This window comes from Rosistilla carotiformis (assembly GCF_007753095.1).
Taxonomy (GTDB): Bacteria; Planctomycetota; Planctomycetia; order Pirellulales; family Pirellulaceae; genus Rosistilla; species Rosistilla carotiformis.
This window is the reverse complement of the sequence record NZ_CP036348.1, coordinates 2,688,194-2,704,652: the sequence shown is the minus strand read 5'-3', so window position 1 is coordinate 2,704,652 and position 16,459 is coordinate 2,688,194. Positions and strand designations below refer to the sequence as shown.

The 16,459-nt window shown below is 58.5% G+C and carries 13 protein-coding genes; 9 read left to right on the top strand and 4 right to left on the bottom strand.

The window, feature by feature from the left end:
- Nucleotides 1-102 precede the first annotated feature (102 nt).
- The 9 genes from Poly24_RS09985 (at nt 103) to Poly24_RS09945 (ending at nt 12,868) form a co-directional block, all read left to right on the top strand.
- Nucleotides 103-2,415, top strand: coding sequence for a BatA domain-containing protein (locus tag Poly24_RS09985; protein WP_145094110.1), 2,313 nt, complete (start codon nt 103-105; stop codon nt 2,413-2,415).
- Entirely contained in the window at nt 2,412-5,162 is a 2,751-nt protein-coding gene (locus tag Poly24_RS09980) for a vWA domain-containing protein (protein WP_145094107.1), read from the top strand. Before Poly24_RS09985 ends, Poly24_RS09980 begins: the two co-directional genes overlap by 4 nt.
- 74 nt (nt 5,163-5,236) lie before the next feature.
- Nucleotides 5,237-7,579: a polyketide synthase gene (locus Poly24_RS09975; protein WP_145094104.1), complete on the top strand. Its 2,343-nt coding sequence runs from the start codon at nt 5,237-5,239 to the stop codon at nt 7,577-7,579.
- Nucleotides 7,580-7,664: 85 nt separating this feature from the next.
- The gene (locus Poly24_RS09970) at nt 7,665-9,566 is read left to right on the top strand and encodes a hypothetical protein (RefSeq protein ID WP_231753560.1); all 1,902 of its coding nucleotides are present in this window, start codon (nt 7,665-7,667) and stop codon (nt 9,564-9,566) included.
- 12 nt (nt 9,567-9,578) lie between these two features.
- On the top strand, nt 9,579-9,773 hold the full coding sequence (locus Poly24_RS09965) for a hypothetical protein (RefSeq protein WP_145094101.1): 195 nt from the start codon (nt 9,579-9,581) through the stop codon (nt 9,771-9,773).
- Nucleotides 9,774-9,811: 38 nt separating this feature from the next.
- Entirely contained in the window at nt 9,812-10,852 is a 1,041-nt protein-coding gene (locus tag Poly24_RS09960) for a hypothetical protein (RefSeq protein WP_145094098.1), read from the top strand.
- A gap of 119 nt (nt 10,853-10,971) precedes the next feature.
- A complete protein-coding gene (locus Poly24_RS09955; RefSeq protein ID WP_145094095.1) occupies nt 10,972-11,334 on the top strand; it encodes a DUF2752 domain-containing protein in 363 nt (120 codons plus the stop codon).
- Nucleotides 11,335-11,381: 47 nt separating this feature from the next.
- Nucleotides 11,382-12,035, top strand: a complete 654-nt coding sequence (locus Poly24_RS09950; protein ID WP_145094092.1) for a hypothetical protein — start codon at nt 11,382-11,384, stop codon at nt 12,033-12,035.
- A 140-nt stretch (nt 12,036-12,175) separates the two neighbouring features.
- Nucleotides 12,176-12,868 carry a zinc metallopeptidase gene (locus Poly24_RS09945; RefSeq protein WP_231753559.1) on the top strand — a complete coding sequence of 231 codons (693 nt, stop codon included), beginning with the start codon at nt 12,176-12,178 and terminating at the stop codon, nt 12,866-12,868.
- A gap of 79 nt (nt 12,869-12,947) precedes the next feature.
- Here Poly24_RS09945 and Poly24_RS09940 read toward each other — a convergent pair whose 3' ends face one another.
- From Poly24_RS09940 to rpmA, 4 genes are all read right to left on the bottom strand, one after another.
- Nucleotides 12,948-14,105 carry a GTPase gene (locus Poly24_RS09940; RefSeq protein ID WP_145094089.1) on the bottom strand — a complete coding sequence of 386 codons (1,158 nt, stop codon included), beginning with the start codon at nt 14,103-14,105 and terminating at the stop codon, nt 12,948-12,950.
- Nucleotides 14,102-14,896, bottom strand: coding sequence for a type III pantothenate kinase (locus Poly24_RS09935; protein WP_197452463.1), 795 nt, complete (start codon nt 14,894-14,896; stop codon nt 14,102-14,104). The genes Poly24_RS09940 and Poly24_RS09935 overlap by 4 nt, the downstream gene beginning before the upstream one ends.
- Nucleotides 14,893-16,026, bottom strand: a complete 1,134-nt coding sequence (gene obgE / locus Poly24_RS09930; protein WP_145094083.1) for a GTPase ObgE — start codon at nt 16,024-16,026, stop codon at nt 14,893-14,895. Before obgE ends, Poly24_RS09935 begins: the two co-directional genes overlap by 4 nt.
- A gap of 153 nt (nt 16,027-16,179) precedes the next feature.
- Complete coding sequence (rpmA, locus tag Poly24_RS09925; RefSeq protein WP_145094080.1) at nt 16,180-16,428, bottom strand: 50S ribosomal protein L27; 249 nt, start codon at nt 16,426-16,428, stop codon at nt 16,180-16,182.
- Between the last annotated feature and the right edge of the window lie 31 nt (nt 16,429-16,459).

Sequence of the window (16,459 nt, the reverse complement as noted above, 5' to 3'; positions counted from 1 at the left end):
GTGCACGCAAACCGCTATCCCTCCGCTATGAACCCCGATGACTTGGGTCGACGACGTTCGTGGCTCGGTTTTTCCCACATCGCCCCTTAACGCTCATTCCTTATGCAGTTCCTGTTCCCCACGTTAACGATCGGCTTTGCGTTGCTGGCGGTACCGTTCCTGGTCCATCTGATCAACGTCTTGCGCCAACGACGTCGGCAATGGGCGGCGATGGATTTTCTACTGGCCAGTTATCGCAAACAGCGTAAATGGATCTGGTTGCGTCAGTTGCTGTTGTTGCTGATGCGAACCGCCGTTGTTGCGGTGTTGGTGGCGATGTTGGCTGGTTGGGCGGGACGCGCTGGATGGCTGGACGCCCTAGGTGGGCAAACCAACCATCACATCGTGCTGTTGGACGACAGCCTTTCGATGTCGGACCAAAGCGGTGGCGGATCGGCGTATCGCCGTGCCTTGAGCGCCTTGGAATCGCTCGGCAAACGGCTCGCGACCGCCGACGGCACGCATCAATTGACCGTGATCCGAACCAGCCGCGCGCAATTGGTTGTCGGGGCGGGGTCCAAAGCGGGAGATGCCGCGGCGGATCTCAGCGCCCAAACCGTCGGTGCCGAAAACCGTGCCCTGGATCGGTTGATGGCAACGGCTCCCAGTTCACTCGCCGGCGGGATGGAACAAGCGGTCGAATTGGCCGCCGGTTTGGCCGAAGCGACGTCGTCGGACCGTACCGTGTTGTACGTGCTGAGCGATCTTAGGCAGCACGACTGGGAAAGTCCCGAGCGGATCAACGCCAGCCTACAAGAGCTCAGCAAGTCGGGGACCGAGATCCGAATGGTCGATTGTGCCTCGGTTCCGGCAGCGAACCTAGCGATCACCCAACTGCAACCTGTCGAAGACGTTTGGGTTGCCGGAGTGCCGGTGATGGTCGAAGCGAAGGTTCGCAATTACGGCACCGAAATCGCAACCAATGTGACGCTGGACGCCAAGCTGATTCGTTACGGTCGGGAGGTCGGGACACCGCGCACCGACCAACTGTATTCGGGACCGACCGCCGCCCTGCCGGCAATGGTCTTTGAGAAGATCGAGCCGGGAAAAGAAGCGACCAAACGATTTCAAGTCTATGTCGCCGAACCTGGCACGCATGGGCTAACCATTTCGATTCCCGAGGACATTTTGACGGCCGACAATTCACGCAGCTGCACGCTGCCGTTGATCGACCAACAAAAAGTGCTGATCGTCGATGGCGATGTCGAAGGACGTGGCGCCTACTTTGTCGCCAGCGTCTTGAATCCCGGCGGCCAGGTTCGCACTGGGGCGATTCCGGAAGTTCGACCGGTCAGCTTTTTGAATTCCGTCCGCAGCGATGAACTAGCGCAGTACCGAGTGGTGTACCTTCTAAACTTGCCGCGGATCGAAGACTCTGTGGCGCGCGTCTTGAACGATTACGTGAACGATGGTGGCGGTTTAGCGCTCTTTTTGGGTGATGCCACCGATCGTGAAAACTATAACCGCTTGATCGCCAAGTATCCCGGACTGTTACCCGGAACGCTGAACGCCGCCAAAGACTTGCCCTTGCCCAGCGACAGCGAAACGCCCGACCTGTTGCCCGACAATTCGCATCCGATCGTTGAACCATTGGCCGCTGCCGGGGAAGGCGCGTTTGGATTGGTCCGCGTCCTGCGGTCATTGTCTTTGGAAACCGATCGCGACCTTGCGTTGGGTGTCCGGACGGTGATTCGACGCCGCGATGATGCACCCTTTGTTGTCGAACATCGACTGGGGCGTGGCCGTATCGTGACCGCCCTGACCGATCTGGGAAACACGTGGACCAACTGGACTGGCGACCCGACGTTTGTCGTTTTTCTATTGCGAACCAATGCATTTCTGTGGTCGACCGCCAACCCTGCGACTTCGCGACTGGTGAGTCAACCGTTGACGATGGTGATGGGGAACGAATCCTATGGCCGCAGTGTCGACTTAATCGGCGCCGCGACCGCGCCGCCGCGATTGTCGATTCAACTGCAAGCCGAACCCGACGCGGAGAATCAAGATTTGGAAGTCGAAGTCTCACCATCGGCCGCGGCGATCGACCGCTCGGTCGACGTCACGACGCTGCTGCAACCGGGAATCTTCGAATGGTGGCTGACGCGTTTAGACGGTTCGCGAGAAGTTCGCCCCGTGGCATCGGTAATCCCCGACGGCGAAGGAGATTTGCGTCGCGCGGTTCGGTCGGAAATCGACCGGGCGCTGCGGCCCACAATGGTCACGTTTTTTGATGCCGGACAAATGGCCAGCGCCAGCGAATCCGAAAGTGGTGGTCGAACGGGGATCCTCTTGGCACTGCTGGCGGCGATGATGGTCGGCGAGCAGGTGCTCGGGTACTTCGGCAGCTACCATCCACCATTGAGGGCCAAGGCATGAACGAGGCCACAAGCGAAAACGCAAAAGAACAGATTGTCTACCAGTTCGAGCGATTGATCTCGCTGACTGGATGGTGGACGTGGGCGGCAATCGTTGTCGGCAGCATCGCGTTGTTGTTTGCAATTGCAAAGCTGTACCGCCGCGACACTGCCGAATTGCCGCGAGCCACAGGACTGGCGCTGCTGATCCTGCGTTTGTCCGCGATCGTCGCTCTCATGTTCTTCTTCTTGAACTTCGAACGCCGCGCCCAACAACAGGTCACACGACCATCGGAAGCGGTTGTCTTGATTGACACCAGTCAAAGCATGTCGCTGCCCGCCGACCAACGCCCCGAATCGCAAGCTCGAATCGCTGCGGTTGCGAATCTGTTGCAAGACACGCCTTGGCTGGAATCGGTGGCGGCGGAACATCGGGTATCCGTCTATGGGTTCGACGATTCGACGGAGATCCGCGAACTGGCATCGATTTCAAAACGAGAATCGATTGCGACCGATTCCAACGAGGTGTCCGCGGGAGAAACGACGAAAGCCACGCCGCCGACGCGGTCAGGATTCGTTCGGCTCGCGTTGGTCGGGGCGGTTGTGTTGGGCTTCGGGCTGTTGACGCTGTTGGTTTCCGCATTGGCGCCGATGTTCCATTGGCGTTGGGCCAGCGGACTAATCCTTGCCAGCACGATCTGCTTGCTGTTGGGAACGGTTTTGCTGACATCGGTCTGGAGCGTTGAGACGTCGCTCTCGTTCCGACAGTTGTTGGGCTTTGCGGCGCCGCCGATCGCGGAGGCCGAAACGACCGAAGAAACGCAAAACGACGAGTCGCAAGAAGCGAAAGACTGGCGAAATACGTTGATCGCGGCCGGATCGAGCAGCCGGATCGGGGATGCGGTTCGAGGGGTGCTTGGTCGCCACGATCCGTCGACGTTGGCCGGTATCTTGTTGATGACTGATGGACAAAACAACGCGGGGATCCCGATCGATGACGCCGCGGCGTTTGCCGCCCGCGACGGCGTGCCCGTCTATCCGATCGGTTTTGGATCGCCCAAGCCACCGGTGAACGTCCGAATTGTCGACCTGGATCTGCCGAGAAGGGTTTACCCCGGCGATAAGTTCGCGCTTTCGGTGGTCCTGCAAGCCAGTGGCATGATGGGCAAAAAGGTCGATCTGGAAATCCTCGAAGGCCCCGATAGTGAAACACCCCCTAGCGAGATCATTGAATCGAAGACGATTTTGTTGGACGCAGATGGCAAGTTGACGGGGATCCGATTCGATCTCGACCCGCCGTCGATCGGCGCTCGCAAAATCGCCGTTCGGATTCGTGGAGCTGCAGGGGACCAAAGCCCCGAAGACAACCAACGCGACGCGCGGTACGAAGTGGTCGCGCGGAAAGTCCGCGTGCTGTTGATCGCCGGTGGCCCCACCCGCGAGTATCGGTTTGTTCGCAATCTGCTGCACCGTGATCGCGAGGTGTCGGTGGATGTGTTGTTACAAACTGGCCAGGAGGGGATGAGCCAGGAGGCGAGCGAAATCCTGACCGAATTGCCTTCGTCGGCTGAACAATTGTTTGAATACGATGCGATCGTCGCATTTGATCCCGATTGGATGGCGTTCGAACCGGCGCAGATTGAACTCTTAGATCGATGGTTATCGGACATGTCTGGCGGGTTAATTCTGGTCGCTGGACCAGTCCATTTGCCAGAATGGAGCCGGCTGCGAGGCGACGTGCGAGCCACGACGATCAAAGGCTTTTTCCCGGTCAGCTTGGCCGGCCGTGGCCCGTTGATCGACAACGGACGCGTTGGTGGCACGACACCCTGGCCCTTGAAGTTCACTGCCGATGGCCAGCGCACCGAGTTCCTGTCGTTGACCGACAACCCCGCCGATAGCGCCAGCGTTTGGGAAGAGTTCAGCGGGGTCTACGATTTCGTGGGGGTTAAAGACGCGAAACCAGGGGCCAAGGTGTTGGCCTATTTCTCCGATCCGACGAGCTCGGTCGACCAAAGGTTTCCCATCTACTTGGCCTCCCAGTTCTACGGCTCTGGCCGCGTCTTCTTTCAAGGCAGCGGCGAGATGTGGCGACTGCGCGCCGTTAGTGACGCCTACTTTGAAACCTACTACACCAAACTGATCCGTTGGGCGACCGAGGGCCGGTTGTTGCGAGATTCGACCCGCGGTGTCTTGTTGGTCGACAAACCGCGGGCGATGGTCGGCGAAACGATTGCCGTTCGCGCGGTCCTGACCGATGCACAATATCGGCCTTTGACCGAACCTCGCGTCACCGCCGAACTGGTCTCCCCCTCGGGTGCGAAGCAGGAAGTCGTCCTGCGACCGTTGGAAGGCCAGCCACGGCCGGGGACGTACGGTGGGCAATTTGTCGCCCGCCAGTCGGGCAGTTTCGAATTGCAGTTGCTGCTGGGAGACGCCTTGGACGAACAGATGTTACGCCAACCGGTGCAGATCCTGTTGCCGACACTGGAATTGGAAAGACCGCAGCGCGGCGATGAACCTTTGATGTCGCTGGCCTCCGCGACCGGCGGGCTGTTCGCCGAAGGGTCGGGTAGCGAAGGGCCGCAATCGGCGACGCGCAATCCCCTGGATCTCGTCGATGCAATCGAACCGCGACCGCAGACGACGATCTTGCCAGGGACGCCCGATCGCGATTTCCATCGCCGCCGCAATGCCAGTCTGCTGTGGCTGATCGGTGGCGCACTGACGTTGGAATGGCTGCTGCGGAGACTCAATCGTTTGGCGTAGCCTCCACCCAGCGGTGCGGTGACGCCGCCGCAACCTCCCTGTAAAACGGAACGAACAACGTAATTAACCGCCCCATGCCTGAACCAAATCACTCATCATCGATTCATCCTCAATTGCAGGCCGTCTTAACGCGGTTGCGATCGATGGTGCGAAAGTACATTGTCGCCGACTTTGTGCTGACGGCGTTGGTCGCCATCGGTGCCGCCTTCTGGGGCGGACTGTTGTTGGATTACGGCCCGATCCTGCTGGGCGGATTGGAGATGCCGCGTTCGGCGCGGATCTTGTTGTTGGTTGCGTTATTCGTTGTTCTGGTCGTGTTGGCGATCCGTTTGTTGGGCGAACGCCTGTCGGCCGAACTGCCCGATGAGAGCCTCGCGTTGTTGTTGGAACGGCAGCATCCAGAACTGGGCGAACGCTTGATGACCAGCGTCCAATTGGCCCACGCCGAATCGAATCTCGACGCACATTCACGACCGCTGTATGAACACGTTCGCCGCGAAGCCGCTCAGTTGAGCGATGGGTTGGACATTCGCCGCGTTTTCCAATGGAAGCCGTTGATTCACAAAGCGATCGCGGCGGGGCTGATGCTACTGGCGGTGATGGTGTTTGTCGTGGTAACCCCGTCGATCGCTTCGCACGCAATCTCGCGGTTGTTGACGTTGAGTGATGATCCCTGGCCGCGGAAGGCCAAATTGGAGATGGTGGGTGTCGAAGTTCCGATCGTCTCGTTTGCCGATCCCGATAGTTCGGCGCCGCCGGAAGTGAAACTGCTGACGTTTGAAGATCGCAGCCTGCGGTTGGCCCGCGGCGGTTCGGCAACCTTGCGCGTTCGCGCGATCGCCGAAGACCGCGTGGTTCCGGAATTATGTACCGTGCATTATGAAACCGCTTCGGGACAGCGCGGCCAAGCGAATATGCGACGTGTGGGCGGACAGCGGAACGGGTACCAAGAGTTTTCGCTCGACGGTCCGCCGTTGGATGGCCTGGCCGAAGACGTTCGATTTACGGTCCGCGGGCTGGACGACCGGCTCAGTGATTTCCGAGTCCGGGTTGTCGACCCGCCCGCCATTGCGCAGCTAGAGATCCAGTGCCGGTATCCAGAATACCTCCGCGATCCGCAAAACACCTCGGACGCTGCCGACCTGATCGTCAACTACGCGCCCGGCCTCCGGATTCGCGAAGGCTCCGACCTGAAAGTGGTCGGGTACAGCAGCAAGCCGCTCTCTCGGGTCGATGTGATGTTGCGATCGGCCGATGGCGACGGCAAAGTGGAATCGGCCAAGGTGGCCTCCGACGGAATGTCGTTCGCACTTTCGCTGCCCCGTTTTTCCGAAGACCAAACGCTACTACTGTTGCCAGTGGATCGATTGGAGATCAGCGCCGGCGCACCGTTTCGGTTCTTCCTGGGAGTCGTGAATGATCAACCGCCTGAGATTTCGCTGAATCTCGTGGGCATCGGTTCGGCGATCACGCCGGTCGCAAAGATTCCGTTTATGGGAACGGTCAAAGACGACTACGAACTCAGCCGCACCGAGATCGCGTTGGCCGCGGCAAATCAACAAAACGTGCAACCGGTACTTCGCGACGTTCAACCACAGCGCGATGGATCGTTCGAAGGTCAAGTCGATCTGCGAGCGTTGGTGGCCGACGACGTGATGAAATCGATGGCGCCCGGTGAACGATTGAATCTATTTGCCGAAGCGACCGATCGCTACAGCCTAGCCGACCGGCACGTCACGCAAAGCGATCTTTACGGGCTGGATGTTGTATCGCCCGAAGAGTTGTTGGGACGTCTGGAACGTCGTGAATTGGGTTTGCGGGCACGGTTGGAGCAATCGATCGATGAAATCCGCCAACTACGCGATGTTTTAAAAACGATCTCCAGCGACGATTGGCAGGCGCCCGAATCGGCCACCGCCATGGTGCAAGATGGCGACGAAGAATCGTTGCGAGCTGAACAACTGCGTGTTTTGCGAATCCAACAATCGTCGTTACAAGCCAATAAAACGGGCGAAGAATTGACGGGAATTGCCGCTTCCCTAGGCGATATCATTCTCGAGATGGAGAACAACCGCGTCGATTCGGTCGATCGCCGGCAGCGGATCACGAGCCAAGTGCGGCAACCGCTGGAAGCTGTTGTTGGCGGCGAATTGAAATCGTTGCGAGCGTTGATCGAAGAACTAAGTCGGGTTGCCCGCGATCCCGCATCGGGACCGGAAGTTGCTGGCCAAGCTGTCGAAGCGGCCGAAGAAGTTCTGTTGCGATTGACGGCAATCCTTGACAGCATGTTAGACTTGGAGAGCTACAATGAGATCCTGGATATCGTCCGCGACCTGATCGATCGGCAAAACCGCTTGATCGATGATACCAAGGATGAACAGAAACGCCGGGTGTTGGACCTATTTAAACCGCAATAGGCGAAACGTCGGCAAACCACCGACGCTGGCGACGTCGAACAATTGAACCGCGGTCACCTGTTCCAGTTTGCGGGATCAAAGAACCATGAAACCATCTTCTCTGCAAATATTGACCTGTGTTGCGGTCGTCTCGCTGTTCCTTTTGGGATTTGCCCCGGTTGAGGGCGTCGCTCAAACGCCCGCCTCTGGCGAACCGGCGCTCGCTGGTCCCGACATCCAGCAGCGGCAAACACAAGTCGCCGAGAACTACAAGCGCTTGGAAGAGCTGCTGATCCGATTGGCCGATGTCGAAGCAAGCACTCATCCCGAACGGGCGGCTCTGCTGCGGCGAGCGGCTCGGCAATCGAGCGAAACCTTTGTGCTCAAGCAGCTCGAAGAAGCCTCCCAAGCTTTGGACCGCAAACAATTTCAACTGGCGATTGAAAATCAATCCTCCGCCAGCCAGAACCTCGCCGGGCTGTTGAAGCTACTTTTGACCGAAGATCGCCAGGAACGGATTCGCGAAGAGAAGGATCGCATCAAACGGATCAAACAGGATATCGAACGTCGCTTGCGTCAGCAGACCGCCACGCGCGCCCGAACTGAAAACGGCGTCGATACGGAGGAACTCAAGGATGAACAGGGAGAGATCGCAGAGAAGACCAAAGCGTTGAGCGAAGAGCTGAGCGGCGAAGAAGAAGGCTCCGATACGTCGCAGGAGTCGCAGTCCGACCAGCAATCGCAAGAAGGAGAGTCGGGCCAGTCGAAGGATTCCGATCAACAATCGATGCCCAGCGAAGGGGAAGGGGCTCAAGAATCATCGGGAACCCCGAAGCCTTCCGACGAACAGAAGCCCTCGGGAGACCCTAAGTCGGACGATCCAAAGCCAGCCGGCGAGGAAAAAGAATCCTCTGGCGACGACAAAAAGCCGACCGACGATTCGAATTCCAAAGACGGATCCAAGCCTTCGGACGGCAAGCCATCGGAGCAATCCAAGGAATCTGCTGGCGAGCCAAAATCCGACGCGGAGTCCAAACCGGGGGGCGATCAGAAGCCTTCGGAGTCTGGCAAACCTCAACAGGGTCAGCCGCAACAAGGCCAACCTCCACAGGGACAACAGGGTCAAGATTCCGAACAACAGCCGCCACCGGACGAACAACAAGACCAACCTCAGACGCCACAAGACTCCGCAGCACAGCGTCTGGACCAGGCGCAACAGAAGATGCGTGAAGCCGAACAGCAACTCGACGACGCCAAACGCGAAGGGGCTGTGGAAAAGCAACGCGAAGCGGAGCAGTTGCTGCGGCAAGCGATCGAAGACCTCGACCGAATCCTGCGTCAGTTGCGCGAAGAGGAAAAGGAACGCGAATTGGCCAGGCTGGAAGCACGGTTCCGGAAAATGGCCGAGATGCAAACCGAGGTCTACGAACGGACAAAGGAGCTTGATGAGATTCCGGCAGACGTCCGCGATCGGTCGGTCGACATCCGCGCCGGCAACTTGGCTTTCGAAGAGAAGAAGATCATTTTGGAAGCCGATCGGGCGCTGTTGGTGTTGAAGGAAGAAGGTTCCAGCGTGGCCTTTCCCGAGGTGGTCCAACAAATGCGCGGCGACATGCAGCGGGTCAGCGAACGTTTGACCGAATCGAAGATCGGTCCGATCACTCAGGGCCTTGAAGAGGACATCCTGGCGGCGATCGAAGAGATGATCGCGGCGTTGCAACAAGCCCAACGAGAGCAGGAAGAAAAGAAGGATAAACCCAAACCACCAGGACAACCGCAACAGGGTCAGCCTGGCGAATCGCCTCTGGTCCAGCCGATTGCGGAACTGAAATTGATTCGCACCTTGGAAACACGGATCAAAACGACTACCGAACGTTACGCCAAGATGCTGCCCGACGGCACCTCACAATTGCCCGAGGAATTGGGGGAATTGGTCGACGAACTGTCGCAACGTCAATTGAGGTTGTACCGGGTGACCCGTGACATCGTCCTGAAAAAGAATCGTTAAACGAATGGCACCGTGATCGCACGCATCGTGGGTCTATTGGTTGGTGCTCAGCCCTTGAACGATTTCAGCGACGAAGGAATCGGCGGACGACTCGACTCCAGTGTTTATGTCCGTACCATGGAACTGTTAAACCCAACCGATGGGGATCGTACGCCAAGACGTCTGCCGCTTGCTGGCGACTTGGTGATCCGGCTTGTGCTATGCTGAAATGTTCTGCCGCTGAACTCTCACAAATGGATCGCCCGATGAAACGCGCTGCTGCCCACGTTGCCATTCTGTTGGTTGTCTGGACGTTTTCATCCTCCCTGCGGTCACATGCCGCGGACGATTCGCTGCAGCAGGAAGCCCAATGGGCGTTGGCCGACGATGCACGGATCGCCGAAACGATGCGATCGGGCTTGACCGAACAGGGGCTCGATCCGGCCAAACTGGCCGCCGCGCTCGCTTCGCTCGGGGAGATGATGCAAGCGAACGAAGCCGATCGGTTGGATATGTTTATGGAAGCGAGCGTCGCCGCGCTGCCAAAACTGGCCGATAAATTGCAACAGATCGAACGATCCCCCGGTGCGATCGGCGACGATCCCTTCATCGCATTTGCCCCGTCGGTGCGCGACCAAGCGCGGCTGTGGGCGGGTCGGGCGCTGGTCCGCGTGCGGTTGTTCGACGAGGCCTTGCCATTGATGCAATCGCTGGACCCCATCGATGTCGTCGCCCCCGCGGAATTGCTGTTCTATCGCGGAGCGTGCTATCACGCGCTGCTGAAGAAGGACGAAGCGATCGAAGATCTTACGGCGTTATTGCAACGTAAAGAACAGATTCCTCAACGGTTCACACGGACCGCGGAATTGATGCTGGCCGACATCGAACCGCTCAAAGAAGACTCGCTCGACGAGATCGCACGACTGATGAACGATGTCTCCCGTCGTTTGGACCTGGGCCGTTCGGGTGATCCGGTTGTGGAACGCGAGCAACAAATCATCGATAAATTGGACAAGATGATTGAGAAGATGGAGGAGCAGCAAAAACAACAACAGCAGCAAATGCAGCAAGCTCAAAGCGGCAGCCAAGGGGGTTCGCAGTCCAAAGCGATGGAGGATAGCCAAATCGCGGGCGGCAGCGGCCCTGGGGACATCGATCGCAAGAAATTGGGCGATCGCGATGGTTGGGGCAATCTTCCGCCAGCCCAGCGACAAGAGGCGTTGCAAAAGATCAGCCAGGATCTGCCGACGCATTACCGCGAAGCGATCGAAGCCTACTTCCGAAAATTGGCGACCGAGAAGCGGTGACTAGCGAAGCCGAACGTTCGGCGAACGTCTCTTGCGTCGAGACGTCTCAAACCGCTAAGGTCGCCACAGCAAGAAGGCTTTTCGGCTGGCGAGGTCGAACGATAGCGATAGGACTGGCGATGTGTTTGTTCGCAATGCTGGCAACCGCCGCTTGGTTGCGTCCCGCTGCGGCGGGACTTGGAACTCACCACCAGCTCGGATTGCCTCCTTGTTCGTTTCGTGTGTTGTTGGGAATGCGTTGCCCAGCCTGTGGTATGACGACATCGTGGTCGCACTACGTGCGTGGGCAATGGGTTTCCAGCCTCCGCGTGAATCCTGGCGGATTCATGTTGGCGGTGCTAGCCACTGTCGTTGGCGTGGGGGCCGCCCGCGTCGGATACAGCGGCCGGCAAGTCGATCCACAGCAGACCTGGTGGATTGCAATCAGTTTGATCGGTGCGCTATCCGTTGCCCTGGTCGACTGGATTATCCGGCTCGTTTGAGCGGTACAGAATCAATTTTGGAAGTCGCATTGGCGAAGGGAATCCCCATGAGACCTCGTTTCACGCAGCTGATCGGTTGCGTTTTATTGGCGTTGGTAATCTTTGCTCAACTCGGCTGCACCAGCGCTCTGACGTCGATCATGTACGCCGTCGGTGCGGACCTTGAACCGGCCGAATACAAAGATCTCGCTCGCACCAAAACCGCGGTCGTCGTGATCACCGATGGCAGCCAGTACAGCGACGACATCACCTCGCGGACGCTCACCCGCAAAGTGAGCGAATACCTGGAGATCGAAGTCGACGGGATCAAATTGATCGCTGAAGAAGAGATCGACAGCTGGAAAGACATCAACGGCTGGGAACAGGTCGACTTCATCGCCCTGGGCAAAGGGATCAAGGCCGACAAAGTGCTGGGGATCGAGCTGACGGGCTTGAAACTGCGCGAAGGGCAAACACTTTATCGCGGCCGAGCCAATGTGACGACCACGGTTTACGATGTAAAAAGTGGGCGAAAAGAATTTCGCCGCAGCCTGGACGATTTCACCTTCCCCGTACACACCGGCAAGTATGCCTCGGAAACGACCGAAGCCAAGTTCCGTCGCGATTTTCTGGACGTCCTTTCGCGTCGCGTCGCGCGTTATTTCCACCGCTACGATCCTCGCGACAGCGTCGCCTTGGACGCCGTGATTGTGAATCTTTAGATCGGGCTGGCGTCGCCTGGCCCCTTGCTCGGTGGGAAGCCACGTGGTTTGGGTGAATTGGCACGCAAGTTGCATTTAGCAAGGGAACCGTTGACGTCGCCGTGCCATCGTGGCAGGCTTCCGTTCGCGATTTCATATCCTTGGCAGTTACCGAAATGTACTTCGATCCGATTTGGTTTTTGTTTGTCATCCCGCCGATGCTGTTGGCAATGTTTGCCCAGTGGCGGGTCAAAAGCGCCTACCATGAAATGAGCCAGATGCCGGCCCGGATGACCGGCTTCCAAGCCGCCCGCGCGATGCTCGATTCGGCCGGATTGACACAAATTGGCATCGAACAGACGCCGGGAGAGTTGTCCGATCACTACGATCCTCGCGCCAAGGTGTTGCGTTTGAGCAGCAACGTCTATAGCGGCAATTCGATGGCCGCCGTCGGCATCGCTTGCCACGAAGCAGGGCACGCGATGCAAGACGCCATGCATTATGCACCGCTGGTGATCCGTAACGCGGCAGTTCCTGCGGCCAAAATCGGTTCGGGGCTCGGCGGCACGGTCGCCATGGTCGGATTGGCGTTTGGTTTGCAACCGCTGGTTTGGGTGGGAGTGATCGCATTTGCTGCGGTCGCGTTTTTCCAAGTCATCAACTTGCCCGTCGAATTTGACGCCAGCAACCGCGCCAAACATCAGTTGGTCGCTCAGGGAATCATCGCCGAACGGGATCTGCCCTTCGTCTCCAAGGTTCTCAACGCTGCGGCGTTGACCTACGTCGCTGCCACGCTGCAAGCACTGATGACGCTGGCCTACTTCCTGTTCCGGGCGCTTGGCGACCGTCGCTAGGCCTGGGCAGCTGAGTTCGCTTCGCTGGCCACATGAGTCAGCGAAGCCGTAGACGCTCCCGCTCCTCAGCGTTGAATGCTTATCCTTGCAGCAAACGCTGCAAGGGAACGATTGCGGACGCCATGTCGCCTGATGCGATTGCAGTTCGAGCCTCATGCAGGCAATCAATCTGCCGCTCAGTAATGGGTACAGCCATTCCAGGTGTCGGAGGCAGCGGGATCAGTCGCTGCAAGAGCGCTGTGATCAGGTCGTCGATACCCGCCTGCGACACCGTGCTGGTAAAGACCCTTTCCTCGGAATACAGCATCGCCTTGGGATCGATCAAGTCGGCTTTGTTCCAGACTCGGATGGGATCCGATACCAGCTTGGCAATCTCGTCATGTTGAATTGTCCAACCGATCGACGCATCGACGACCACCAAGACCGCGTCGGCCGACTGAACTTCGCGACGAGCCGACTGAACTCCCTCCCGCTCGATCGCTTCATCGGTCTCGTGGATCCCCGCGGTATCGCGCAACTCGATCGTCCAGCCGCCAAGCGTTGTGCTGGCAGATAACACGTCGCGGGTGGTCCCAGGTTGATCGTAGGCGATCGCGCGATCGTAACCGAGCAACCGGTTCAACAGACTGCTTTTGCCGACGTTCGGCGGTCCAGCGATCACGACGCGAAATGGTTGGCGAACGCCGCGCCCGAGCGAGGATCGATCGATCAGGTCTTGAATCGCTTGGCCCGGTTCTTGAACGTTCCCCGATTGAAGTTGTTCGATCGCCGCTTGCGTTGCGGTCGCCAAGGCGCCGCGGATTTGATCCAACACGATCCCCGCAGTTGTTGATGTCTGCGTCGCGGCCAAAGCGACCTGACATTCGCTGCTTAAATAGCTATCCGACCGTCCCTGAAGCCATTGTTCACCGCGGATCCGCTCCGCTCCCGACGCGACGAGGTCGCCGACGATTGCTTCGACCGCCGCGCGGCCGCCATGGCAATGGATTTCGAGCTCCGTTTCGCTTGTCGCACAGACGACGATCGATTCACCGATCTCGCCGTCGGGCTCCCGGCTCCAGATGCCGTAACGGATGCGATCGATCGGCAACTGATTGCTTCCCGCGTTGGGACGGAAGAATGTACCAACCACCTCGCTGGCCCTTGCGCCACACAGGGCGATCGTTGCGATCGCGCCACGGCCGATCGCTGTCAGTACGCAGGTACGCAGCAGGGGATCGTTTGCCGAAGCGTTCATGGCGAATGGGGGGCGGAAAGTTCGATGCCGTAGAGTCCACGCAGCGGCATATCGGCGACGATCCGGTGAGAACTGCGAATCGCCGGGGACAACCGCTTCGCATCACCACCGGTTAAGAAAATTTGTGACACGTCGCACTGGGTTTGGAAAGATTCGATCAAGCGATCGATCGCCCCGACAATGCCCGATACAACGCCCAGTTCCATCGCGGCTTGCGTATCACGGCCCGGCGATTCCATGTTCGCGAGGTCGTCGGGAGGCTCCAATCGCGGCAGCTTGTCGGTCGCTTCGTGGAGCGCTCGAAACTGTAGTCCCAGACCAGGCAAAATAGCGCCGCCGCGGAAGACGCCTGCGGCCGAAACAAGATCGACGGTGATCGTCGTGCCGGCGTCGATCACGATCGCCGAACGTTCGCTCGCCAGATCAAAGCCGCTTTTGGCGGCCAGCAATCGATCGATGCCGACGCGATGTGGCATCCGGACGTCGGTTTCGATCCCCACATCGGCGCGATCGATGACACGCACCTGATCCGTTGGCCGGTGCTGTTGGATCCAAGTTGTTAATCGATCGCACCCCACCGAATTAACGCTTGCGATCAACCACTGAACCGAGCCGCTCGATTCCGGGAAAGATCCCGCCAGCGCCGCCATCTGCGATTGCCAATCGGTCCCCGTTAACGAGACCCGGACAATGCACAGGTCGACATCGTGCTGCGTATTTTGCGGCGGAGTGTGTGCGATTTTGATCGAGGAATTGCCAACGTCCACGGCGATGCGAAACCGTTGGCTCACGGAGATTCTTCCTCGTGAACATAGTCCTGCGCCTGAACCTCATTGGAAAGCTTCGACGTTGGCCCCGCCAAGTGCGGTGGAAGACGTTTCGGTTTGGGGCTTTCGTCGGCCGTCGGCGCGACACCGGAAACCGGTTCGGTCGGACGCTTGAGAAGTTCGGCGACAATCGCTTCCAACAGATCTTTGAGCCCCTCGCCCGTCATCGCGCTGATGCGATGGATGCGTTGGTCGACGACCTCGGCCATCCGTTGGCAGACCTCATCGGCCGATGGGAGTTCACATTTGGTGACGGCGACGATCTCCGGACGCTCGCTCAACTGGCTCGTGTATTCGGTCAGTTCGTGGCGGATCGACTTGTAATTCTCGATCGGATCGGTCGCGTCGGCCGGTTCGGGCTCGACCAGATGGACAAGAATTCCGGCCCGTTCAACGTGCCGCAAGAACTCGTGCCCCAGACCAACTCCCTCGTGAGCCCCTTCGATCAAACCGGGGATATCTGCCAGGATAAACGATCGATCGCGATCGACTTTCACCTGCCCAAGATTAGGATGTTTCGTCGTGAACGGATAATTGGCGATCTCTGGCCGTGCATGGCTCAACCGACTCAACAGCGTGCTTTTTCCGGCGTTGGGCATACCGATCAAACCGACGTCGGCGATCGATTTCAGTTCCAGGATCAGATTGCGCACCTCCCCCGGTTCCCCCAACGAACGCTCACGCGGCGCTTGGTTGGTGGCCGTCTTAAACGCCGTGTTTCCCTTTCCGGCTCGACCGCCTCGCGCCACCACAACGGTGTCGTCGATGTTGATCATGTCCTTAATGACAAAGCCCTGCTGGGCATCGATGACCGTCGTGCCTGGAGGCACGTACAGGACCAGATCATCACCATGTCGGCCCGTTCGCTTGGCACCGGAGCCATGGTATCCGCGTTCGGCTTTCCAGAACTTGCGGCCCGCGAAATCGTTCAGGCTGTTCACGCCGTCGCGTGCGACCAGGATCACGCTGCCGCCACCGCCACCATCCCCACCGTCGGGACCGCCGCGGGGGACGAACTTCTCTTTGCGGAAGCTCATGCAACCATCGCCGCCTTTGCCGCCGGTTACTTCGATTTCAACGCGATCAACGAACATAGTGAGAGGCCTAATGATGGCGCCGAGAACTCTTGCCCGCCGCACGAACATGGAACAATTGGAAGAATACCAATGCAAAACGGCTGTCCCGCGATAGACGCGATACAGCCGTTGATCGTTTTAACTTAAATCGGATGCGTGAAACGCGGTCGACTAGGCAGCGTCAACAACGTTGACACGGCGACCTTCACGGTCGAATTTGATCACGCCGTCGATCAACGCAAACAGCGTGTAGTCGTTGCCCATGCCAACGCCACGTCCTGGATGCACCTTGGTGCCAACTTGACGGATGATGATGTTGCCAGGAGTGACCTTTTCACCACCAAACTTCTTGACTCCGCGACGTTGTGCGTTGCTATCGCGACCGTTACGGCTGGAGCCTTGTCCCTTTTTATGCGCCATTGTGGGGCTTCCTGTATCTTTGCTTGCGGAC

Bases quoted from the DNA above. Each gene is read 5' to 3' on its own strand.
- Poly24_RS09985 (WP_145094110.1), top strand. From the start codon at position 103: ATGCAGTTCCTGTTCCCCACGTTAACGATCGGCTTTGCGTTGCTGGCG.
- Poly24_RS09980 (WP_145094107.1), top strand. From the start codon at position 2,412: ATGAACGAGGCCACAAGCGAAAACGCAAAAGAACAGATTGTCTACCAG.
- Poly24_RS09975 (WP_145094104.1), top strand. From the start codon at position 5,237: ATGCCTGAACCAAATCACTCATCATCGATTCATCCTCAATTGCAGGCC.
- Poly24_RS09970 (WP_231753560.1), top strand. From the start codon at position 7,665: ATGAAACCATCTTCTCTGCAAATATTGACCTGTGTTGCGGTCGTCTCG.
- Poly24_RS09960 (WP_145094098.1), top strand. From the start codon at position 9,812: ATGAAACGCGCTGCTGCCCACGTTGCCATTCTGTTGGTTGTCTGGACG.
- Poly24_RS09955 (WP_145094095.1), top strand. From the start codon at position 10,972: ATGTGTTTGTTCGCAATGCTGGCAACCGCCGCTTGGTTGCGTCCCGCT.
- Poly24_RS09950 (WP_145094092.1), top strand. From the start codon at position 11,382: ATGAGACCTCGTTTCACGCAGCTGATCGGTTGCGTTTTATTGGCGTTG.
- Poly24_RS09940 (WP_145094089.1), bottom strand. From the start codon at position 14,105: ATGAACGCTTCGGCAAACGATCCCCTGCTGCGTACCTGCGTACTGACA.
- obgE (WP_145094083.1), bottom strand. From the start codon at position 16,026: ATGTTCGTTGATCGCGTTGAAATCGAAGTAACCGGCGGCAAAGGCGGC.
- rpmA (WP_145094080.1), bottom strand. From the start codon at position 16,428: ATGGCGCATAAAAAGGGACAAGGCTCCAGCCGTAACGGTCGCGATAGC.